Source organism: Ruegeria sp. SAZD013, from assembly GCF_059612525.1.
The window spans coordinates 57981-79713 of the sequence record NZ_JBXWQT010000009.1; the positions used below are offsets into that span (position 1 = coordinate 57981).

Consider the following 21733-nt stretch of genomic DNA (forward strand, 5'->3'; position numbering starts at 1 on the left):
CAAGATGAGCGAGAACCCAAGGGGAAAAGCCCCATCGCGTCGCCAGTTTCTAAGCGGTGCCGCCGCGGTTGGCGTAGGTGCGGTCGGAGCCTCAGCGGCGCGCGCCGCAGGCCCTGACCCGCTGATCACGCAGGTTCAGGAATGGGCACAGTCAACGGGCGAAGGCGTGGATGCAACCCCCTACGGCCTGCCAATCCAATTCGAGAGTGATGTTGTACGGCGCAATGTCGAGTGGTTGACCGCAGACACGATCAGTTCGATCAATTTCACGCCGATCCACGCGCTGGACGGTACGATCACCCCGCAGGGATGCGCGTTCGAGCGGCACCATTCGGGTGCGATCGAGCTGAGCAAGGCGGACTACCGTCTGATGATCAACGGTCTGGTCGAAACTCCGCTGATCTTCACATATGAAGATCTGGAACGTTTCCCGCGTGAAAACCGTATCTATTTCTGCGAATGCGCTGCCAATACCGGTATGGAATGGGCCGGTGCGCAGCTCAACGGCGCGCAGTTCACGCACGGAATGATCCACAACATGGAATACTCCGGTGTGCCGCTGCGCACCCTGCTGGAAGAAGCGGGGGTAAAGACCGAAGGCAAATGGGTTTACGTCGAAGGCGCGGATGCTTCCTCGAACGGCCGCTCAATCCCACTGGAAAAGGCAATGGACGACGTACTTGTTGCGTTCAAAGCCAATGGAGAGGCTTTGCGCAAAGAACACGGCTATCCGGTCAGGCTGGTCGTTCCCGGCTGGGAAGGCAACATGTGGGTTAAGTGGCTGCGCCGGGTCGAGGTCACCGAGATTGCTATCGAAAGTCGCGAAGAGACATCCAAGTATACGGATACACTCGAAGACGGAACATCACGCAAATGGACATGGGTAATGGACGCCAAATCGGTCGTCACCTCGCCCAGCCCGCAAGCGCCGATCACGCATGGGCCGGGGCCGTTGGTGATCACCGGGTTGGCCTGGTCCGGGCGGGGCTCGATTACCGGCGTCGATTTGTCGGTGGATGGTGGCAAAAACTGGTTTCCTGCGCGTCTGGCGGCCCCCGGAACAGACAAGGCGCTGACCCGGTTTTATTTGGACCATAACTGGGACGGTACAGAGATGCTGTTGCAGGCCCGCGCCAAGGATTCGACCGGTTACGTCCAACCCAGCAAAGCTCAGCTGCGCGACGTGCGTGGTGAGAACTCGATCTACCACAACAATTGTATCCAGACCTGGTGGATCAAGGAAAGCGGAGAGGCGGAAAATGTCGAAGTATCGTAAGCTATTGGCCGCCTCGGCCCTTGGGTTGTGCGTGGCGGTTCCAGTCCATGCAGACAAGCTTGGACTTGGGCGCCCTGCGTTGCCCGAAGAAATCGCAGCATGGGACCACGACGTTGCACCTGACGGAACCGGATTGCCCGAAGGGTCCGGCGACGTGTTCACCGGTGAAGAGGTCTTTGCCGAACGGTGCGCGATCTGTCATGGCGATTTTGCAGAAGGTGTGGGCAATTGGCCGAAACTGGCGGGCGGCGAGGGCACGCTTGCGGATAAGGACCCGCTGAAAACAGTGGGCTCCTTCTGGCCGCACCTTTCGACGGTATGGGACTATGTGAACCGTTCGATGCCGTTTGGAGACGCACAATCGCTGGAGCCTGACGATGTTTACGCGATTGTCGCCTATATCCTGTATTCCAACGACATCGTTGATGATGAGTTCACGCTGTCGCACGAAAATTTCCTTGAAGTGGAAATGCCGAATGCCGGGGGTTTCATCGTGGATGACCGCGAAACGGCCGAGGCGCATTTCTGGACGGATGAGCCATGCATGGTGGGTTGCAAAGAAGGCGTGGAAATCACCATGCGCGCCGCCGTTCTGGATGTAACGCCTGACGAAGCCGGGGCTGAAAGCGCGGACCCGGCATCTGTTTCCGAGGAAGCACCCGTCGAGGTCGAAGAAACCGCTGACGACACAGCGGCACTTGATCCCGAAATGATCGAAAATGGCGAAAAAGTTTTCAAGAAGTGCAAGTCATGCCATCAGGTCGGCGAGGGGGCCAAGCATCGCACGGGTCCGGCATTGAACGGCGTTGCCGGTGCCAATGCGGCCGCCGTCGAAGGCTTTAAGTACTCCAAGGCCATGAAAGCTGCCGCCGAGGATGGCTTGATCTGGACGGATGAAGAGATGGCCGCGTTTCTGGCCAAGCCTAAAGCCTACATGAAGGGGACACGTATGTCCTTTGCCGGGCTGAAGAAACAGGATGAAATCGACGCGGTCATCGTTTACCTGAAGTCGTTCGGAAGCTGATCATGTGGCGGCGGTGGGCAACAGGTGTCATGTTTGCTGCGAGTATCCCGACAACTGCCGCCACCGCGACCGAAGACTTGGGCGATGCTGTAGCCGGCAAACTTGTGTTTGCCCAATGCAAAGAATGTCATCAGGTCGGCGCCGGTGCTGAAAACAGGATCGGTCCGCACTTGAATGGTGTATTTGGCCGCCGGGCTGCCGGGCTAGAGGAGTTCACCTATTCCAAAAGCCTGATCCGTGCAGGTACTTCGGGGCTGGAATGGCACGCCGACACATTGTCGGCTTACATTGAAAACCCCCGCGCATTCGCATCCGGCACCAGAATGAGCTTTCGTGGGCTCGAGAACCCGGAAGATCGGGCCAATGTAATTGCCTATTTGCGTGTGTTTTCCGACAACCCGCAGGACATCCCCGAAGCCGACCCAACGGCAAAGAGAACGGACCATTCCGTCAACCCCGAAATCCTCGCGATACAGGGTGATCCAGAATACGGCGAATATCTGAGCAGCGAATGCACGACATGCCACCAGATAGAGGGAGGCGATGATGGGATTCCCTCGATCGTTTACTGGCCCGACCAGGATTTCGTTGTCGCCATGCACGCCTACAAGGACAAGCAGCGGCCCCATCCCGTCATGCAGATGATCGCGGGCCGCCTGAGCAGCGATGAGATCGCGGCATTGGCCGCTTACTTCAACAACCCACAGTGACAATGCCCAAGGGGAGGAAACGCGATGACACTCAACAGACGGACATTTCTGGGAACCGCAGGGGTACTTGCCGCCGGGCTGTCGGCCCCGATGGTGCTGGCGCAGGGAAAGCCCCGTGTCGTGGTGGTCGGGGGCGGGGCAGGCGGCGCAACCGCGGCGCGCTATATTGCCAAAGACAGCAAGGGCGAGATTGACGTCACCCTGATCGAGCCGTCCAAAACATATTACACCTGTTTTTTCTCGAACCTGTATCTGGGCGGGTTTCAGGAGCTTTCGGACATTGCGCACAGCTATGGCACGCTTGCCGCAAAATACGGTATCAACGTGGTTCACGATTGGGCCGTGGGTGTCGACCGCGACGCCAAAACCGTCTCGTTAGCGGGTGGCGGATCTATTCCATATAACAAACTGATCCTGAGTCCGGGTATCGACTTTGTCGATGGCGCGGTCAAGGGGTGGGATGTGACTGCACAAAACAAGATGCCGCATGCGTATAAGGCGGGCTCTCAAACCGAGCTGTTGAAGGCGCAGGTTCTGGCGATGCCCGAGGGTGGAACCTTTGCGATGGTCGCGCCGCCGAACCCGTACCGTTGCCCCCCCGGACCTTATGAGCGGGTTTCGATGGTTGCGCATGTGCTGAAGGCGAACAATCCGACAGCGAAAATCATCATTGCTGATCCGAAAGACAAATTCTCCAAGATGTCTTTGTTCCAGGAAGGTTGGGCCGACCACTACGAAGGCATGATCGACTGGATCGGAGAGGATTTTGGCGGCGGCAATGTCTCGGTCAATCCGGATGCCATGACGGTGACCATCGATGGTGAAGAAACCAAGGTCGATGTCTGCAACGTGATCCCGGCCATGAAAGCCGGGCGTATTTCGGAAATGGCCGGTGTGACCGATGGCAACTGGGCACCGGTGAACGCGGCGGACATGTCATCGAAAGCTGACCCTGACATCTATGTTCTTGGTGATGCCAGCCAGCAAGGCGACATGCCGAAATCCGGTTTTTCGGCCAACAGCCAGGCGAAAGTCTGCGCCAATGCCGTTCGCGGTGCATTGACCGGATCAAAGATATTCCCGGCCAAGTTTTCGAACACGTGCTGGTCGCTCATTGATACGGATGACGGGATCAAGGTTGGTGCGACTTATGAAGCAACGCCAGAAAAGATTGCCAAGGTGGACGGCTTTATCAGCCAGACCGGCGAAGACTCCGACCTGAGAAAAGCAACCTACCAAGAGTCGCTGGGTTGGTATGCCGGTATCACATCGGACATGTTCGGTTAAGAAACGCCAAGGCTTTGACCGGTGTCAAAGCCTTGGCGGTGAAATCTGAAGAAATGTGGTTCAGGAGGAGGAACATCATCATGAAACACTTTATCGCATCAGCCGCTTTTTCGGTTGCATTAGCAAACCCGGTTTTTGCAGGGGAGGTCATTGCCGTCCCCTTTGACGGCAGCTTTGATGACGCCACCTTTGCCGTTGAATCAGCAATTGTTGGGCAGGGGCTGGTTATCGATTATGTGAGCCATGTTGGTGACATGCTGAACCGGACGGGGGCGGATGTCGGCAGCGACAAGCAGATCTTCACAGCCGCTGAAATATTTATCTTTTGTTCCGCAAAGCTCTCGCGCGAAATGATGGAGGCCGACCCGATGAATATCGGCTATTGCCCCTACGGGATCTTCGTGGCCGAGGACGAAGGCGGTGTCAAAGTGGGCTACCGAAGCTATCCTGACGGACCGATGGAGAAAGTCGAAGCCCTGTTGGCCGGTATCGTAGAAGAAGCCGTTGGAAACTGACATGAACTACCAACAGTTTTTTCTTGATCAGCTAGGGCAATTGCAGGCCGAAGGAAATTACCGGGTCTTCGCCGAGCTTGAGCGTCATTGCGGAGCATTTCCAACTGCACACAACCATGCAGAAAACGGACCTGAGAAAGTCACAGTCTGGTGCTCGAACGATTATTTGGGAATGGGTCAGCATCCAAAGGTTCTGGCGGCCATGCACCGCGCGATCGACACCTGTGGCGCAGGGGCTGGCGGGACTCGGAATATTTCGGGGACCACGCATGAACATGTTCTGCTTGAGCAGGAGCTTGCGGATCTGCATGGCAAGGAAGCAGCGCTGCTATTCACGTCCGGGTATGTTTCAAATTGGGCCGCTTTGGGAACTCTGGCTTCGCGAATTCCCGGTATCACGGTTCTGTCCGACGAATTGAACCACGCGTCGATGATCGAGGGTATCCGTCACAGTCGTTGCGCAAAGCGGGTCTGGAAGCATAACGATTTGAAGGACCTTGAACGACATCTCATGGACCTGCCATCCAACGCACCAAAACTGATCGCGTTTGAAAGTGTGTATTCGATGGATGGCGATATCGCGCCGATTGCCGAAATCTGCGATCTGGCGGATCGGTACGGCGCGATGACCTATCTGGACGAGGTTCATGCCGTCGGGCTGTATGGGCCGCGCGGTGGCGGCATCGCTGAACGCGAAGAGCTGATGGATCGCCTGACGGTTATCGAAGGCACGTTGGGCAAAGCGTTCGGCGTGGTTGGTGGATACATCGCGGCGTCAAAGGAACTTGTCGACTTTGTCCGTTCCTTTGCCAGCGGATTTATCTTTACCACAGCATTGCCCCCGGCCGTCGCCGCCGGCGCCGCAGCATCCGTCCGGCACCTCAAGCATAGCAATGAGGAGCGGTGCCTGCATCAGCAACGCGTAAGCGAGGTTCGGAGCAGGCTGGACGCTTTGGGCATCCCGCACACGCCCAACCCAAGCCATATTATCCCGGTCATGGTCGGTGATCCGGTCAAGTGCCGCTTCATCTCGGATGTTTTGATGCGCGACTACGGGATTTATATCCAGCCGATAAACTATCCTACTGTCCCGAAAGGCACCGAACGCCTTCGGATTACGCCGTCACCTGTACATTCGTCAGAAGATGTAACCCTGTTGGTCGAGGCGTTGGGTGCATTGTGGACACAGTGCCAGCTTGCGCGCAAACCGATGGCCGCACAGTGAGAACTTGACGGAAGGCAAAGACGGACACGTAAAGAGGTGAGAGTTTTGTCTATGGAACGCCTCATCGATCTGCTGGGAGATTCGGGCACATTGGCTGCCGCCGGTTTGCTTGTTGGCATCCTGTTCGGAGTCACCGCTCAGAAATCTCAATTCTGTTTGCGGGCATCCACTGTTGAAGTCGCCGAGGGCGAGCTTGGCCCCCGTCTGGCCGTCTGGCTGGTCGCGTTCACGTCGGCGCTGACGCTGGTACAGGGGTTCGTCTCGATTGAATGGCTGGATTTGTCCGAGGCGCGGTCAATTGCGTCGACAGGCAGCCTGAGTGGCGCGGTGATCGGCGGTTTGATGTTTGGCGTCGGAATGATTTTGGCGCGCGGATGCGCGTCGCGCCTGTTGGTGTTGGCCTCATGCGGCAATCTGCGGGCAATGGTGACGGGGCTGGTTCTGACATTGGTCGCGCAAGCGGCTTACACAGGTGTGCTCAGCCCCGCGCGCGAGGCGCTGTCCGGTCTTTGGACGATCGCAGGTGGCAATGCGCGCGACCTTTCGGCACTACTTGGGTTTTCGCCCATCGCGTACACAGTCTTTGCCGCAGGGACCTTTGTTCTGGCCGTCGTGTTTGCAGTGCGCCAGCAGGTGACAGTGACAAAGATTGTCATGGCAGCCGGAGTTGGTGTCGCTGTGGCGCTTGGCTGGTTGATGACATTTGCGATTGCACAAGCCTCCTTCGAAGTCGTGCCGGTGTCTTCGGTCACGTTCACCGGCCCGGCAACGGATACATTGATGGCGCTGGTGGCCGAGCGGAACATTGCGCTGTCCTTTGGCATTGGTCTGGTTCCGGGCGTCGCAATTGGCGCCGCTGTTTCTGCAGTTCTGTCCGGCGAGTGGAAGATCGAACAGTTCGGCCCGGATACTCCGATGGAGCGTTACCTTGTCGGGGCCGTCTTGATGGGATTTGGTGCAATGTTGGCAGGTGGCTGCGCCGTTGGTGCCGGATTGTCCGGGGGATCGGCCTTGTCGCTGACTGCGTGGCTTGCCGTCTTCTCGATGTGGGTTGGGGCCGTCGCCACCCATCGGATGATGATGCGAATGCCCGTTCTTCGGCGGTCCTGACTTATTCGAATTCCATCTGTTCGTAGACCCGACCCGCGTTTTTCGTGGCCAATTCTTCGAACGTGTCCAAATGGGCATAAGGGCTTTGGTCGACGTAGTAGGCCTCGGCCAGATCCCCGCCTGCATCCATATGTTCCTGGATCATTGCGCGCAGGTAGACAAGATAGTCGCGTGTATACCGGCGCACCTGATCCATGTTCGTAGGATGACCGTGCCCGGGGATCACATATGTGGCTTCCAGTGCCTCGAACTCGTTGTCCCAGGTCTCAAGCCAATCTGCGGTGTAGGTGTCCTGAAAGATTGGCAGCATACGTTCGTGAAATGCCATGTCACCAGCGATGACAAGGCTTTGATTGGGCAACCAGATCGAAATGTCGCCGGGGCTGTGCGCAGGTCCAAGATGTTTGGCCTCGATGCGAAAATCGCCGAGTTCGATAACGTATTCATCGTCAAACGTTTCTGTCGGACCGGCCAAAAACGTTCCTTTTGCCTTGTCCTTGTTATATGCCTGCATCCCTTCAAGGATTTGTGGCCCATATTCTTCGAATTCAGCCGCAGCATCTGAATGAGCGACGATGGGCACCCCAAGTTCCGACCAGTAGGCATTCCCCAGCATAGCGTGCCCCTGACCGTTTTCGTTGAAGACAAGCTTCACGGGCTGATCCGTGAGCGCTTGAATCTCCTTGTGAAGCGCTTCGGCAAGCACATAGGCCGCGCCACCGTTGATGACGACAACACCCTCTCCGGTCACGATGAAGCTGAGGTTGTTGTTGTGGCCCGAATTCTCATAGGTCGGGGGTGCGGTTGCACCGATGGCGGAAAAGACGCCGGGAATAAATTCGACAGGTTTCGAGTAAAGAACGCTCTGCGGGTACTGGTCTGCAATATCCTCACTGGCCCAGGTTTGCGTGGCCAGGGTACAGGCAATCAACAAAGCGCGCATCATGCAGGCTCTCCAATAAATCGATAGGTCGAACCGGCCTTTTCGACACGGCCAATTCCGCCATTTGGCAAATGAAATCCAATAATCTTCATTTGGGCATGAGAAATCTGATCCAGCAGCGATTTCCGGGCACTTGCCGCGGCGTGAGGGTCCTGATCCGTACCGCTCAGCCAGTCTGGACGCTCGAACGCGACGTGTGGATTGCCGAGCGCATCGCCCACGACCATCACCGCGTCACCGCCTTTGCGAATTTCGAAGGCCATGTGTCCGGGCGTGTGCCCAAAACTAGCGCGTGCTGCGATACCGGGAAGGATTTCCTGCCCGTCATCAAAGAACGCAACCATGTCTTCGATGGCTTCCATACGCCGCTTTGCGCCCACCGCGAATGCCGTGCGGTCGGCTCCTATCGTGTCAACGGTTGCAGGGTTCCACCAATAGTCCCATTCCTTGCGGCTAAAATGATATCTGGCATTGGGAAAGAGGGGATCTCCGAAGTCGTCCAGCACACCCCAGATGTGATCCGGATGAGCATGGGTGAAGATCACCTGCGTGACCTCATCCGGAGATAACCCGACGGCGTCCAGAGTTTCCGGAAGTTTGCCAGCGGTTTGCATGAAATCCGGCCCGGCCCCAACGTCGAACAGTACGGTATTCTGGTCATCGCGGTAGAGCACGATGTTGCACTCGGGCTCGTAGCTGGTCAGATCTGCCTGATAGCGGTTCAGAAGTTCTGTCAGCTCTGCCTCGGGCATTGCCCCAAAGACCATTTCGGGCGGCAATGACAGATACCCATCTGACAAAGTTGATATCCTTGCCGATTGGCCAAGTGTCATTTCCGCAACCGCAAAGCTGGGTCGCAGGCAGAGCGCCGCCAGACATGCGCCTTGGGACAGGAAGTTCCGCCGGGAGAAATTTGGGTCTCTGCTCATACACAATCATTAAGATGAATGTTTATATTTGTAAATGATGAATGGCGGGTACGGCACATTCTCTCTGGGGCTTTTCACCACTTGCGTTGGAACGTTCGCAGCAAGGTGTCGCATATCTGGCCCTTCCCAAAGTACCTTTGACACGTCTTTGCGAAGCAGATACGGAATGGACTACCTGGAGCGGCGGTGAAAACCTGTGCATCGCGGCGCAGGATGTCCTGTTGCAGGTGCAGGGCACCCGCCACGGCTTGCAGGAGATTTCAACGCAAAGCGACCTACCAGGACACTACAATTGTGACGTCACCCAGCCAGCGCATGCGGCAGGTGTTCAACCAGAGCCCGTTGCACGACCGCAAATCTTGGCGTGTGTGCGATTTCCTCTAGCGTCGCGACCCAAAGTGGAACCTCGATTCTGGGATCAATGTCGTTCAACCTGTGAAGCCGGGGATCAGCGTCGCCAATAAAAGCAGGTAACAAAGCTCGCCCCGCACCCGATGCAACCATCTGCTGAAGCACCAGAAAACTGTCTGCTCCGTTTGTCATGTCATCGGCGCGAACATGTTCAGCCAACCATTTGGCCGGGAGTGAACGGCTGAGAGCCCCATCAAGCCGGATCCATTTTTGGTCACGGGTACCGTCACTGTAAACCCCAAAGAACAACGTTCCTGCGCGCTCTCCGGTCAACCCTTCACCAAGTTGAACTGAAGGGCGGACAACTATATCCGCAGTTAACCTGGTCAGATCATGGTGACTGTTACCGCTGAGGATCGTCAGTTCGAGGCTCGGATAGAGGGCGGAAATTGAGTTTAGTATCTGTGGCAGGACAAACTGGCAAAGGCTGTCCGTGGACGCGATACGCACATGACCCGCAGGCGAACGATTTGCGCCCACAACGGCGCGTTCTACCGAAAGCACGGCGTCTTCAACGCTTTCCATGGCGGACAGAATTGTTCTGGCTTCGGGAAGTACTGAATACCCTGACGGGTCTTTCCGAAAAACAACACAGCCATATCGGTGTTCGAAGGCGGCAACTCTGCGCAGGACGGTTGCATGTGCAACGCCCAGGGCTGTCGCCGCCGCATTCAACGAGCCGTGTTTGCTGACGGCGAGGGCATACCGAATATCGTCCCAATTGTCGTTGTTCATAAATGAACAGGAGAGGCCGAATAACAAACAATTACAAGAAAAATCGTTCAAGCTATCATATGGCACATTAAACAGGGAGCCACACCATGATTAAGAAGTCTTCGATCTTTGCGGCAGGTCTTTTGTCCTTGGCCGTAGTTGGAACTGCAATTGCTCAGGATAGCGAAAACCCGGCTGTAAAAGCGCGGACTTCGATTATGCAGCTTTACGCTTTCAACCTTGGCACGTTGGGCGCCATGGCCAAGGGAGAGGCAGAATATGATGCCGAAGCGGCTACGCGAGCCGCAAATAATATTGTCGTTGTGTCGCAGATCGACCAGTCCGCGATGTGGCCAGCCGGATCGGATAATGTGTCAGACCCGTCAACCCGCGCCTTGCCCGCTATTTGGGAAAACTTCGCAGATGTCGGGGCCAAAGGGCAGGCACTGGCCGATGCCGCTGTTGCGATGCAGGCTGCGGCAGGTCAGGACGTTGAAGCTCTGAAAGGGGCGATGGGCCAACTTGGCGGAGCCTGCTCGGCCTGTCACAAAGCATACAGAGCACCGGAAAATTAAAGGAGTATTGATCAGTGCGGCGCATTCTACTTTTCGCCGTTCTAGTCATGCTTTTGGTCGGGTTGGCCGGTTTGCTGCTGACCCGACCGCAAAGGGTTGATCCAGCCCGGTTGGCCGGTCTGACCCCCGACGTGACCAGAGGGGCGTCTGTCTTCTATTCAGCAGGATGCGCCTCGTGCCACTCGGCCCCGGATGCCAGCGAGGAAGGAAAGCTTGTTCTAGCAGGCGGGCGCCGGTTTGAAACGGATTTCGGTACGTTTGTAGCTCCAAACATCTCCAGTGATCCAGACACCGGAATTGGATCATGGTCCGTGCTGGATCTGGCCAATGCCCTGAAACACGGAACAGGACCAAAGGGACAACATTATTACCCGGCCTTTCCCTATACCTCTTATGCCAAGATGACGGTCGAGGACGTCGCGGCGCTTCATGCGTTTTTGAACACCTTGCCTGCATCTGATGCGGCAAGTATCCCGCATGACGTTGGTTTCCCTTTCAATATCCGGCGCGGGCTGGGGTTGTGGAAATTTCTGTTTTCAGGCTCGGGCTGGGTGATTGAAGGTGATTTGACCGACCAGCAAATCCGGGGGCGGTATCTGGTGGAAGCTTTGGGGCACTGCGCGGAATGCCATTCACCGCGAAACGGACTGGGAGGGTTGAAGCGGGATCTCTGGCTGACCGGAGCGCCAAATCCGAATGGCAAGGGGCGCATCCCCGGTCTGACCACCGCCCAGCTTGACTGGTCCGAGGCTGACATCGCTGAATATCTGAAATCCGGTTTCACACCGGATTATGACAGCGCCGGAGGCGAAATGGTCGAAGTCATCGAGAACACCTCGAAACTAAGCGATGAAGACCGATTGGCCATTGCTGCTTATCTGAAATCCGTTCCCGTTCAGTGAATTGGCTACTGGTTGCAGAAACTCGGGCATTTGTCAGCGCAGGTCTTATGACACTGGTTCTGAGCAACGCAAAAAACGTTTGGATTGCTGGGTCAAACCAGCACGGCTACATTGCTCAGATCTCTGGCAATGCGGATCAGCGGGCATTGCTCTCCTATGGTTAACCGCCCCGCGTCGGATAATCCTGTCACTTCGGCGGGTATGCGAGTTGCGGCAGCCAATGCGTCTTCCAACGGCACTTCTGCCTGCGTGGTCAGGACACGCAGTGCTGTGGTCAAGTCCAAATCAGCCCCCGCTAAAGTGCCATCAGACAGTGTCAAACGGCCGTCTTTGCGGGAAATGCGGCGGCCTTCCAGTTCGAACATGCGCTGGTCTGTGCCAGCCGGTGCCATCGCATCGCTGACCAGAAATATCCGGCCTGGGCCCCGCTTGGCGGCCCAGGCTGTGCGCATGGCTTCAGGGTGAACATGAATACCGTCTGCGATCAGTCCGGCGTTTAATCGACCCGAGGTCAGAACCGCCCCGACAAGCCCGGGAGATCGATTGCCAAGTTGGCTCATTGCGTTGAACAGATGCGTGACGCAGGACGCACCGGCTTCGGCATAGGACAAGCAGGTATCAAAATCCGCATCACTGTGGCCCAGCGAAACAACGGCGCCTGCTGAGACCAGCGCTTTCACCTGCGCAATTGACACGTTTTCTGGCGCAACCGTCAGCATCAATGCGGGCAGGGCATGCGCAGCCGCGACAAGCGTCGTCAGGTCCTCGTCATCCATGGGGCGGATCAGGGCTGCATCATGGGCACCTTTCCGAGCCACCGAAAGATGCGGCCCTTCCAGATGCAGGCCAGCGATCCCCGGAACACCCGCAGAAATCGCGGCCTTGACCGCTTCGATGGCGGCGCGGGTCTTGGCTGCGGTATCCGTGATCAGGGTGGGAAGGATCGAGGTCGCCCCAAGCGTCCGGTGCGCCTTGGCGATGCGTGCCAGTGTTTCGACAGACGGGGCGGCGTTGAACATCACTCCGCCGCCGCCATTCACTTGCAGGTCAACATAACCGGGCGCCAGTATATCGCCTTGCAGGTCGACAAGCTTGCCAGCGTCTGTCTTCACGTCAACGCCTATGTCAGCTATGCGGCCCGACTCCAGCCGCAGCGCGGCACCGTCGTGCAATCTGGTGCCGTCGTAAACAAGCCCGCCGTGGTAGGTGATCGCCTGGCCGCTCATACCGTTTCCGTCACTTTTCGCAGGTGACGTGGCGCATCCGGGTTGATCCCGCGCTGTACTGCGACCTGCTCGACCATTGAATAAAAGGACACGATAGCCGCCACCGGGTCCGTCAGCCAGTGATCCGTGCGGACATGAGGCAGCACCTCGGCCTTTGTGACCATTGCGCTGGTGGCAAATACCTGTGCTCCTTTGGCCGCGAGCGTGTCGGCAACCTCGGCCAACAGCGGCTCAGCCGGATCATTGGCGGCAAAGGCAATAACCGGGAACCCGCCTTCCACGATCGAGACCGGGCCGTGCAGCACCTCGGCCGAGGAATAGCTTTCGGCATGGATCTGGCAGGTTTCTTTGAATTTCAGCGCAGCCTCGTTCGAGATTGCTACGCTTGGTCCGCGGCCAAGCGTATAAAGCGAGCTTTGGGTGACGACAGCCGCCGCTTTGCTCCAGTCACACCGCGTGGCGGCATCAAGGTGCTTGGGCAGGTCACGCAGCGCAGCCAGAAGATCTTTGTCGCCTTTCAGTTCCGCCAGCAGCCAAAGCCCGGCAACCAGCGAGGTCACGAATGTCTTTGTCGCCGCTACACTAAGCTCAGGACCCGCGTGCAGCGGCAAAGCCGCCTCAGCCGCCAGTGCAAGGGGCGACGACGGATCATTTGTGATTGCCACCGTGCTGGCCCCGGCCTTTCGGGCACTTTTCGTAAGCTGCACGATATCCGGGCTTTTTCCTGATTGTGAAACAGAAAGGCAAAGCGCCCCGGCCACATGCAGGTCGGCGCCATACACGGACGCGACTGACGGGCCGACGGATGCCATGGGCAAACCAAGAAGCAGTTCGCTTGCGTATTTCAGAAATGTGCAGGCGTGGTCCGAAGAGCCACGCGCCGCCGAAATCATGAACTTCAGCCCGCCGTTCCGGGCGACGTCCGTCGCTGTGCTCAGGGCATCTCCGCCATTGCTGAGTAATCGCTCGACAGCAACAGGAATCTCTTCGATTTCCTGACGCATCAGGGTCGTTTTCGGGGTCATCGGGGCAGCCTTTCCATCGGAATCACAGATCATGGAGTGAGTCGCAGCTCAGCCACGAAGTCGTAGGCATCGCCGCGATAGTTGGATTTTGTGAACTCGGCGACGCGCCCGCCTTCCAGATGGGAAATCCGCTGGATGCTCAGCCCTGCTGCGCCTTCGGCGACACCGAGCAGAGCGGCATCTTCAGCCTCAAGATTAACGGCGGAAATCTTCTGGATAGCGCGAACTGGTCGGCAGCCGTTTTCTTCCAGAAGATCGTAGAGTGAGTCGCGCACGGCTAGTGGGTTTGGCAGAATGTCCAATGGCAACGAGGCACGTTCGACTGCCATGGGGCGCCCGCCAGCTTCTCGCAGGCGGCAAATGCGGGCCACCTGTCCGTCAGCGGGCAGCCCGAGTACCGCCGTTTCCTCGGGTGATGGCAGAAAAACGCCCCGTTCCAACCACTTGGAGGTTGACTCCATGCCGCGCAGGCGCATGTCCTCACTGAACGAAGTCAGATGCGAAAGCGATTGTTCCAATTTCGGCGCGGCGTTCCGCACGAAAGATCCGGAACCCTGCCGCTGTACGATTGCGCCCTGTTTCACCAATTCCTGAATGGCCTTGCGCACGGTGACCCTGGACAGGCCGGTGATCTCGGCGATTTCGCGCTCGGGCGGTAATGAGGAATTCGGGGGAAGGACACCAGCGTCGATGCCTTCTTCCAGCCGCTGGCGCAGCCGGACATAGCGCGGCCCGCCGCTGTTTTCGAGCCAGTCGTCAGAAGCCAGAAAAGAAGCTGCGTTCATGCCGAATGCTCCACTTGAAAAGCCCGGGCCAACGCGATGGCCCCGTCGATAGGCGTACCTTTTGGTTCTGTTACTGCGCCACGCGCACGATCCGGCAGATACGCCTCGTAATGAGGGCCAATACCCCCGGTCAGGCATAATGGCATGGCCGGCGTCCAGCCCATTGCTTCCAGTGCCTGCAAAAGATGCACGGCGCCTTCGCGCATAAGCGAAACCGCCCGTTCATCCCCTGACCTAGCTGCCGCTGTCACCTGTCGCGCAATTTGGCCGAATTCATGAGGTCGGGCCGCAGCCGCGAAAGCGACAATGCCGCTTGTACTGCCAAATTCGTTCAGCAAGGCCTCAGTCAGGTTGGATTTTGGCACCAGCCCATCCCATGCATCCAGCGTCACCGAAAGCGCTCTGCGCCCAATCCACTGAGCAGAAGCCTCATCCCCCAGCACGGAGCCCCAGCCACCGGCAAAGCGTCGGCCGTTTTGCGATTGAAGGGCCAGAAAAGAACCCGTCCCGCAATGGGCGATTGCACCGTCGGTTGCCTGATGCGCACCCGCCAGCGCAGGGTGGCGATCATCCTCGACCAGTATACTGTCCAACGGCAAATCCGAGGCCACCCGCTGGGCGATCTGATCACCGGTAACGCCTGCCAGTCCAAAATACGCCGGTGCCGGTCTCAGGACGTCTGGCTGAACACTGAGCTTGGTCGCAAGCATTTTCAAGCCGTCTTTCAGACGTGCAATCGCACCGTCATAATCGCTGGCTACGTTGGCGGGGCCAACCTCGACCACCAGCCGCTGCTCCCCATCGTCATAGGCGATCCGACAGGTCGTTCCGCCGCCATCTGCTGCGATGATTGGATTGTTTTTCGACCTAAGCATGATGATACCTATATAATGCCTATGCTGTAATGTAAATGCCAAAGTAAATCCAATAAGGGCAGAAAGATCAAAAATACATTGATTAATAAGGCCAATAGCGGCTGAAAAAAAATTAGTGGACAAATGGTATTGTATAGGTATGCTTTCTGGCAACGAGGAGAAACACGTGCTGCCACACATTACCGAACAACTCCACCCGGACGCATATGATTTGGGCAACCGACCGCTGGAAGAAGCGGCGCTGGCCTTGTGCAGGGGTCAACAGGAAGCGGCCGGTGCCCCGCAGGGCGCCCTGCGTGCGATTTGCGACGGTGCCGACGCCATGGCCCGCAGTCTGGCATCAGGTGGTTCATTGTATTACGCGGCGGCGGGGTCTTCGGGGCTGATGGCTGCGGCTGATGCAATGGAACTGGGCGGCACTTTCGGTATCGACGAAAACTGTATCCGTATCCTGATGGCCGGAGGGCTGCCGCAATCCGCGCATATGCCCGGTGGAACCGAGGATGACACCGATGGGCTGGTTGAAGGGCTGGCCGGACTTACGTGCAACGACACGGTCATTGCTGTCTCTGCCAGCGGCAGCACTCCTTATACACTTGAGGCGGCGAGACTTGCGCGTGCTGCGGGTGCCTGCACGATCGGGATAGCCAACAACCCGGGCAGCCCACTTTTGGCGCAATGCGATCACGCGATTCTGCTTGCCACCCCGCCTGAACTGATTTCAGGCTCAACCCGAATGGGCGCCGGTACAGCCCAGAAAATCGCGCTGAACATGCTTTCCAGCCTTATGGCAATCAAGTTGGGTCATGTTCATGACGGGATGATGGTCAACTTGCGAGCAGACAATGCAAAGCTGCGGGCGCGTGCGACCGGCATCGTCGCCCGGATCGCCGGAGTTGATGCAAGCACCGCCCAAAACGCCCTGGCACAAGCGCAAGGAGACGCCAAATCCGCCATCCTTATCGCTGCTCGCGGCGTTTCACTGGCGGCAGCCGATGCGCGCCTGAAAGAAACGGGCGGAGTTCTGAGCGCGGCACTGACACCTGATAAATAACTGCAAACCAAATGGGAGAGTACAATGAAACGTAATAGCCTGAAACTGGCCTTGCTTGGTGGGACGCTGTTAGCCTCTGCCGCCTATGCCGAAGACGTCACGCTGACCATCGAAAGCTGGCGTAACGATGACCTGACCCTGTGGCAGGACCAGATCATCCCGGCCTTTGAAGCAAAGCATCCTGGCATCAAAGTCCAGTTCACGCCGTCTGCTCCGGCAGAATACAACGCGGTTTTGAACTCGAAACTTGATGCGGGGTCTGCCGGTGACCTGATTACCTGCCGCCCCTTCGATGCTTCGTTGGCGCTTTATGAGGCTGGTCACCTGACCGATCTGTCCTCGGTCGAGGCGATGAACAACTTCTCGGACGTTGCAAAGTCTGCCTGGCAGACGGATGACGGTTCGGCCAGCTTCTGCGTGCCGATGGCGTCGGTAATTCACGGCTTCATCTACAACAAGGACGCTTTTGCCGAGTTGGGGCTCGAAGTGCCGACCACGGAAGACGAGTTCTTTGCCGCCTTGGACAAAATCAAGGAAGACGGCACTTACATCCCAATGGCGATGGGTACCAACGACCAATGGGAAGCTGCCACGATGGGTTACAATAACATCGGGCCGAACTACTGGAAGGGTGAAGAAGGTCGTCAGGCGTTGATCGCAGGCGAACAGAAGCTGACCGACGAAGCCTGGACAGCCCCGTACGCAACGCTGGCCCGCTGGGGTGCGTATCTGGGTGATGGCTACGAAGCACAGACCTATCCCGACAGCCAGAACATCTTCACTTTGGGCCGCGCAGCCATCTATCCTGCGGGATCATGGGAGATTTCCGGCTTCAACGCACAAGCCGATTTCGAGATGGGAGCTTTCAAGCCTCCGGTTCAGAACGCGGGCGACACCTGCTATATCTCGGACCATACGGATATCGGCATCGGCATGAACGCGGCTACGAAGAATCCTGAAGCCGCTGAAACATTCCTGACCTGGGTCGCAAGCCCTGAGTTTGCTGAGATCTTCGGCAACGCTTTGCCCGGGTTCTTCCCGCTGTCGAGCACTCCGGTCGAGTTGCAGGACCCGCTGGCCAAGGAGATCGTCGGCTGGCGTGAAGAATGTGAATCGACCATCCGCTCGACCTACCAAATCCTGTCGCGCGGAACACCAAACCTCGAGAATGAGACCTGGGGTGCATCCGTTGCCGCGATCAAAGGTGCCAAGTCGCCCGAAGAGCTGGGTGCAGAACTGCAGACAGGCCTCGCCTCGTGGTACGCACCACATCAGTAAGCTGAACCATACCCGGGCAGCATGAGTTGCCCGGGTACGCCCAGCATTCCATTGAAAGCGCTCCCCATGACCCGCCCCCGCATCCGCTGGCATATCGTCGTGTTTCTGGCACCAGCCGTACTTGTCTACACAGCGGTGATGATCTTTCCCCTGTTCAATACGCTCCGTCTGGCCCTTTACTCTGAGGTCGACCAGAGCCGCGTATTTGTTGGACTGCAGAACTTTCAAACGCTGTTTTTCGATCCGATCTGGTCGGAACAGTTCTGGAATGCGCTGGGCAACAATTTCTGGTTCTTTCTGGTTCACATGCTGGTGCAGAACCCTATCGGCGTCGCGCTGGCCGCACTGCTCAGCCATCCGCGCCTGCGATTTGCGGTGCTCTATCGGTCGGCGATCTTCATTCCGACAATCCTCAGCTTTGTGATTGTCGGGTTTGCATGGAAATTGATCTTGTCGCCCATCTGGGGCATCGCGCCTTCGATGCTGGACGCGGTTGGGCTGAAATCCCTCTTTGCGCCGTGGTTGGGGAAGGAGGAATACGCTCTGACCACTCTGGCGCTGATTTCGGTCTGGCAGTTTGTCGGTATCCCGATGATGCTGATCTACGCGGCCTTGCTGTCGATCCCCGAGGAAATCCTGGAAGCCGGGGAAGTGGATGGCATCACCGGTACAAGCGCCTTCTGGAAGATCAAGCTGCCGCTGATCCTGCCCTCGATCGGGATCATCTCAATCCTGACATTTGTCGGCAATTTCAACGCTTTCGATCTTATCTATGCTGCACAGGGTGCTCTGGCGGGGCCTGATTTCTCGACCGATATTCTTGGCACCTTCATGTATCGCACATTCTTTGGCTTCCAGCTGCAATTAGGTGATCCGCATATGGGTTCGGCCATTGCTGGTGCGATGTTTGCAATTATCCTGCTGGGTGTCTGTGTCTACCTATTCGGCATCCAGACCCGGATGCGCCGGTACCAGCTGTAAGGAGCAGATGACATGAACAAGGCCCGCTCCAACCCGCTAAACACCTTCGCGATGCATGGTGCACTGATCTTTTATACGCTGATCGCACTGTTTCCGGTTTTCGTGATCCTGATCAACAGCTTCAAGACCCGCAAGGCGATCTTTCGCGAACCGCTGGCGCTGCCCGATGCCGACAGTTTTTCGATGATCGGATATCAGACAGTGATGAAGCAGGGGGATTTCTTCCTTTATTTCCAGAACTCTCTGATTGTGACTGTTGCATCCCTGACATTGGTCCTGCTGTTTGGCGCAATGGCGGCTTATGCGCTGAGTGAGTACCGGTTCAAGGGCAACATGCTTATGGGTCTCTACCTGGCGCTTGGAATCATGATCCCGATCCGCATCGGCACCGTGGCCATCTTGGAAATGATGGTGGCGACCGGGCTGGTGAACACGCTGTGGGCACTTATCCTTGTCTATACGGCGCAGGGCCTGCCCTTGGCGGTGTTCATCCTAAGCGAGTTCATGAAACAGGTGAGTGACGACCTCAAGAATGCGGGCCGTATCGACGGGCTAAGCGAATACACAATCTTCTTTCGGCTTGTGTTGCCGCTGGTGCGTCCGGCAATGGCAACGGTTGCCGTGTTCAACATGATCCCGATCTGGAACGATCTATGGTTCCCGCTGATCCTGGCTCCTGCGGAAGAGACCAAGACACTGACACTGGGCAGCCAGGTCTTCATCGGTCAGTTTGTGACAGACTGGAACGCGGTCCTGTCAGCCCTTTCAATGGCGATCCTGCCGGTGCTGATCCTCTATGTGATCTTCTCGCGACAGCTTATCCGCGGCATCACGTCAGGAGCGGTGAAATGACTCGCGTCCTGATCGCAGGCCTTGGGAACATGGGGCTGAGCCATGCGCTGGCACATCACCATCACCCGGACGCGCAGATTGTCGGGCTGGTGAACCGATCCGGCCGCGTGGATCACTCTGATCTGACGCGCTATCCGGTGTATTCAAGTTTTGAAGCCGCTCTGACCGAAACCAAACCGGATCTGGTTGTTATCGCGACTTATTCGGACAGTCACGCGGATTACGCCTGCGCTGCGATGGAGGCGGGTGCCCATGTGTTTGTCGAAAAACCACTCGCCACCAACGTTGTCGATGCGCGGCGTGTGGTCGAAACAGCGGCGCGGCTGAACCGAAAGCTGGTGGTGGGCTATATCCTGCGCCACCACCCATCCTGGATGCGCCTGATCGCCGAGGCTCGCACTCTGGGTGGCCCCTATGTGTTCCGTCTGAACCTGAATCAACAATCCTCAGGGCCTGAGTGGGAGACGCACAAGGCCCTGATGCAGACCACGTCACCCATCGTGGATTGTGGTGTGCATTATGTCGATGTGATGTGCCAGATCACCGATGCAAAGCCTGTTCGCGTCCATGGCATGGGACTGCGCCTGTCGGATGAGATCGCGCCTGACATGTACAATTACGGCCAGTTTCAGGTGGTGTTCGATGACGGTTCGATCGGGTGGTACGAGGCTGGCTGGGGTCCGATGATGTCCGAAACTGCGTTTTTCGTGAAGGACATCGTTTCGCCCAACGGGTCTGTTTCGATCACCGACGGAAACAAGGGCGCGTCAGCAGACATCGATGGTCATACCAAGGTTGGTGGCCTTCTGGTTCACACGCCGCAGGGCGACCGGACTATCGACATGCCTGATGAGCCCGGTCATCAGGAACTCTGCGATGCTGAACAAGCCTATATGCTGCGCGCCATCGCCGAGGATATCGACCTGACCCGCCACATGTCCGACGCCGTACAATCCCTTGCAATCTGCCTGGCCGCTGACCAAAGCATCCGCACCGGCCAACCCGTTTCTCTTGAGGAGACCAGCCAATGACCGCCCTGTCACTGAAAAACATTCACAAATCTTTTGGCAATGTAGAGGTCCTGAAGGACATCAGTCTTGAGGTTGAGGACGGCGAGTTTGTGGTTTTTGTCGGCCCTTCCGGATGCGGAAAGTCCACTCTTCTGCGCGTTATTGCAGGGCTTGAAGACGCCACATCGGGCGAGATCAGAATTGCGGGCGAGCAGGTCAATCTGACCCCGCCCTCGAAACGCGGCATCGCCATGGTGTTCCAGAGCTACGCGCTTTATCCACACCTGAATGTACGCGGCAACCTGACCCTTGCCCTGAAACAGGAACGCCAGCCGAAAACCGTGATCGACGAGCGCGTCGCCGAGGCGAGCCGGATGCTGGGGTTGGAGCCCTACCTTGACCGCTACCCATCCGAACTGTCGGGGGGGCAGCGCCAGCGTGTTGCCATCGGTCGCGCCATCGTGCGCCAACCCAAGCTGTTTCTGTTCGACGAGCCGCTGTCCAATCTTGATGCCGCTTTGCGCATGAACACCCGGATTGAGATTGCAAATCTACACAGGCAACTCTCGGCTTCGATGATCTACGTCACGCACGATCAGACAGAAGCGATGACACTGGCCGACAAGATTGTGGTGCTGCGCGACGGACGGGTGGAACAGGTCGGCACCCCGATGGAGCTGTACAACAACCCGGCAAACCGCTTTGTCGCCGGATTTCTTGGTTCACCTTCCATGAATTTTCTGCCCGCAGACAGCCTGACCCCGGGCGATGCGCGTGAACTTGGGCTGCGCCCGGAGGACATCCGCTTGGAAAGCGGCGGACCGATTGCCGGCACCGTTTCACATGTTGAACAGTTGGGTGGTGATACCAATGTCATTCTGCAAACCAGCAACGTGCCAATCACAGTCCGGTTGTTTGGCCAGTACGCGATTGCCCCGGGTGACGATGTACAATTCGGGTTTGATCCTAGCCGCGCATATTACTTCGGGAATGACGGACAGAGATTACAGTAACGGCAGTTTTCGA

Annotated in this window: 22 protein-coding genes; 15 read left to right on the forward strand and 7 right to left on the reverse strand. The window is 57.3% G+C overall.

Annotated elements, in window-relative coordinates:
* Positions 1-4: 4 nt before the first annotated feature.
* The 7 genes from soxC (at position 5) to AC2FLU_RS01165 (ending at position 7147) form a co-directional block, all read left to right on the forward strand.
* On the forward strand, positions 5-1276 hold the full coding sequence (gene soxC / locus AC2FLU_RS01135) for a sulfite dehydrogenase (protein ID WP_480555204.1): 1272 nt from the start codon (positions 5-7) through the stop codon (positions 1274-1276).
* A complete protein-coding gene (locus tag AC2FLU_RS01140; protein ID WP_496809281.1) occupies positions 1260-2300 on the forward strand; it encodes a c-type cytochrome in 1041 nt (346 codons plus the stop codon). The genes soxC and AC2FLU_RS01140 overlap by 17 nt, the downstream gene beginning before the upstream one ends.
* A gap of 29 nt (positions 2301-2329) precedes the next feature.
* Positions 2330-3010: a c-type cytochrome gene (locus AC2FLU_RS01145; protein WP_496809282.1), complete on the forward strand. Its 681-nt coding sequence runs from the start codon at positions 2330-2332 to the stop codon at positions 3008-3010.
* 24 nt (positions 3011-3034) lie between these two features.
* Entirely contained in the window at positions 3035-4297 is a 1263-nt protein-coding gene (locus AC2FLU_RS01150) for an FCSD flavin-binding domain-containing protein (RefSeq protein WP_480555202.1), read from the forward strand.
* Between the two features lie 80 nt (positions 4298-4377).
* Positions 4378-4812, forward strand: a complete 435-nt coding sequence (locus AC2FLU_RS01155; protein ID WP_480520613.1) for a DUF302 domain-containing protein — start codon at positions 4378-4380, stop codon at positions 4810-4812.
* A 1-nt stretch (position 4813) separates the two neighbouring features.
* Positions 4814-6037: a 5-aminolevulinate synthase gene (gene hemA / locus AC2FLU_RS01160; RefSeq protein WP_480555201.1), complete on the forward strand. Its 1224-nt coding sequence runs from the start codon at positions 4814-4816 to the stop codon at positions 6035-6037.
* 51 nt (positions 6038-6088) lie between these two features.
* Positions 6089-7147: a YeeE/YedE family protein gene (locus AC2FLU_RS01165; protein WP_496809283.1), complete on the forward strand. Its 1059-nt coding sequence runs from the start codon at positions 6089-6091 to the stop codon at positions 7145-7147.
* 1 nt (position 7148) lies between these two features.
* On the opposite strand, the gene AC2FLU_RS01170 is transcribed toward AC2FLU_RS01165, so the two are convergent.
* The 3 genes from AC2FLU_RS01170 to AC2FLU_RS01180 form a co-directional block, all read right to left on the reverse strand.
* A complete protein-coding gene (locus tag AC2FLU_RS01170; RefSeq protein WP_496809284.1) occupies positions 7149-8093 on the reverse strand; it encodes an MBL fold metallo-hydrolase in 945 nt (314 codons plus the stop codon).
* Positions 8090-9019 carry an MBL fold metallo-hydrolase gene (locus tag AC2FLU_RS01175; RefSeq protein ID WP_496809285.1) on the reverse strand — a complete coding sequence of 310 codons (930 nt, stop codon included), beginning with the start codon at positions 9017-9019 and terminating at the stop codon, positions 8090-8092. Before AC2FLU_RS01175 ends, AC2FLU_RS01170 begins: the two co-directional genes overlap by 4 nt.
* 300 nt (positions 9020-9319) lie before the next feature.
* On the reverse strand, positions 9320-10165 hold the full coding sequence (locus tag AC2FLU_RS01180; protein WP_496809286.1) for a LysR family transcriptional regulator: 846 nt from the start codon (positions 10163-10165) through the stop codon (positions 9320-9322).
* An 86-nt stretch (positions 10166-10251) separates the two neighbouring features.
* Here AC2FLU_RS01180 and AC2FLU_RS01185 point away from each other — a divergent pair, with 86 nt between their 5' ends.
* Positions 10252-10719 (forward strand): c-type cytochrome, encoded by a 468-nt coding sequence (locus AC2FLU_RS01185; RefSeq protein WP_480478107.1) that lies wholly within the window; start codon positions 10252-10254, stop codon positions 10717-10719.
* Between the two features lie 14 nt (positions 10720-10733).
* Complete coding sequence (locus AC2FLU_RS01190) at positions 10734-11621, forward strand: c-type cytochrome (RefSeq protein WP_480555196.1); 888 nt, start codon at positions 10734-10736, stop codon at positions 11619-11621.
* 92 nt (positions 11622-11713) lie between these two features.
* Here AC2FLU_RS01190 and nagA read toward each other — a convergent pair whose 3' ends face one another.
* From nagA to AC2FLU_RS01210, 4 genes are read right to left on the reverse strand one after another with little or no spacing between them, the layout of a single operon-like run.
* A complete protein-coding gene (nagA, locus tag AC2FLU_RS01195; protein WP_480520603.1) occupies positions 11714-12847 on the reverse strand; it encodes an N-acetylglucosamine-6-phosphate deacetylase in 1134 nt (377 codons plus the stop codon).
* Positions 12844-13872, reverse strand: a complete 1029-nt coding sequence (locus tag AC2FLU_RS01200) for an SIS domain-containing protein (RefSeq protein ID WP_480520601.1) — start codon at positions 13870-13872, stop codon at positions 12844-12846. Before AC2FLU_RS01200 ends, nagA begins: the two co-directional genes overlap by 4 nt.
* 29 nt (positions 13873-13901) lie before the next feature.
* Complete coding sequence (locus AC2FLU_RS01205) at positions 13902-14657, reverse strand: GntR family transcriptional regulator (RefSeq protein WP_480478115.1); 756 nt, start codon at positions 14655-14657, stop codon at positions 13902-13904.
* Positions 14654-15532, reverse strand: a complete 879-nt coding sequence (locus AC2FLU_RS01210) for a glucosamine kinase nucleotide-binding domain-containing protein (protein ID WP_480520599.1) — start codon at positions 15530-15532, stop codon at positions 14654-14656. The genes AC2FLU_RS01205 and AC2FLU_RS01210 overlap by 4 nt, the downstream gene beginning before the upstream one ends.
* Before the next feature lie 166 nt (positions 15533-15698).
* Between AC2FLU_RS01210 and AC2FLU_RS01215 the strand changes: the two genes are divergently transcribed.
* The 6 genes from AC2FLU_RS01215 to AC2FLU_RS01240 all read left to right on the forward strand — a co-directional run bounded on the left by AC2FLU_RS01215 (position 15699) and on the right by AC2FLU_RS01240 (position 21720).
* On the forward strand, positions 15699-16586 hold the full coding sequence (locus AC2FLU_RS01215; RefSeq protein WP_480555194.1) for an N-acetylmuramic acid 6-phosphate etherase: 888 nt from the start codon (positions 15699-15701) through the stop codon (positions 16584-16586).
* 24 nt (positions 16587-16610) lie between these two features.
* On the forward strand, positions 16611-17864 hold the full coding sequence (locus AC2FLU_RS01220) for an ABC transporter substrate-binding protein (protein WP_480520597.1): 1254 nt from the start codon (positions 16611-16613) through the stop codon (positions 17862-17864).
* A gap of 66 nt (positions 17865-17930) precedes the next feature.
* On the forward strand, positions 17931-18845 hold the full coding sequence (locus AC2FLU_RS01225) for a carbohydrate ABC transporter permease (RefSeq protein WP_480520595.1): 915 nt from the start codon (positions 17931-17933) through the stop codon (positions 18843-18845).
* 12 nt (positions 18846-18857) lie between these two features.
* Entirely contained in the window at positions 18858-19697 is an 840-nt protein-coding gene (locus AC2FLU_RS01230) for a carbohydrate ABC transporter permease (protein ID WP_267366204.1), read from the forward strand.
* Positions 19694-20728, forward strand: coding sequence for a Gfo/Idh/MocA family protein (locus tag AC2FLU_RS01235; RefSeq protein WP_480520593.1), 1035 nt, complete (start codon positions 19694-19696; stop codon positions 20726-20728). Before AC2FLU_RS01230 ends, AC2FLU_RS01235 begins: the two co-directional genes overlap by 4 nt.
* The gene (locus AC2FLU_RS01240; RefSeq protein ID WP_480606977.1) at positions 20725-21720 is read left to right on the forward strand and encodes an ABC transporter ATP-binding protein; all 996 of its coding nucleotides are present in this window, start codon (positions 20725-20727) and stop codon (positions 21718-21720) included. The genes AC2FLU_RS01235 and AC2FLU_RS01240 overlap by 4 nt, the downstream gene beginning before the upstream one ends.
* The last annotated feature ends 13 nt before the right edge of the window (positions 21721-21733 follow it).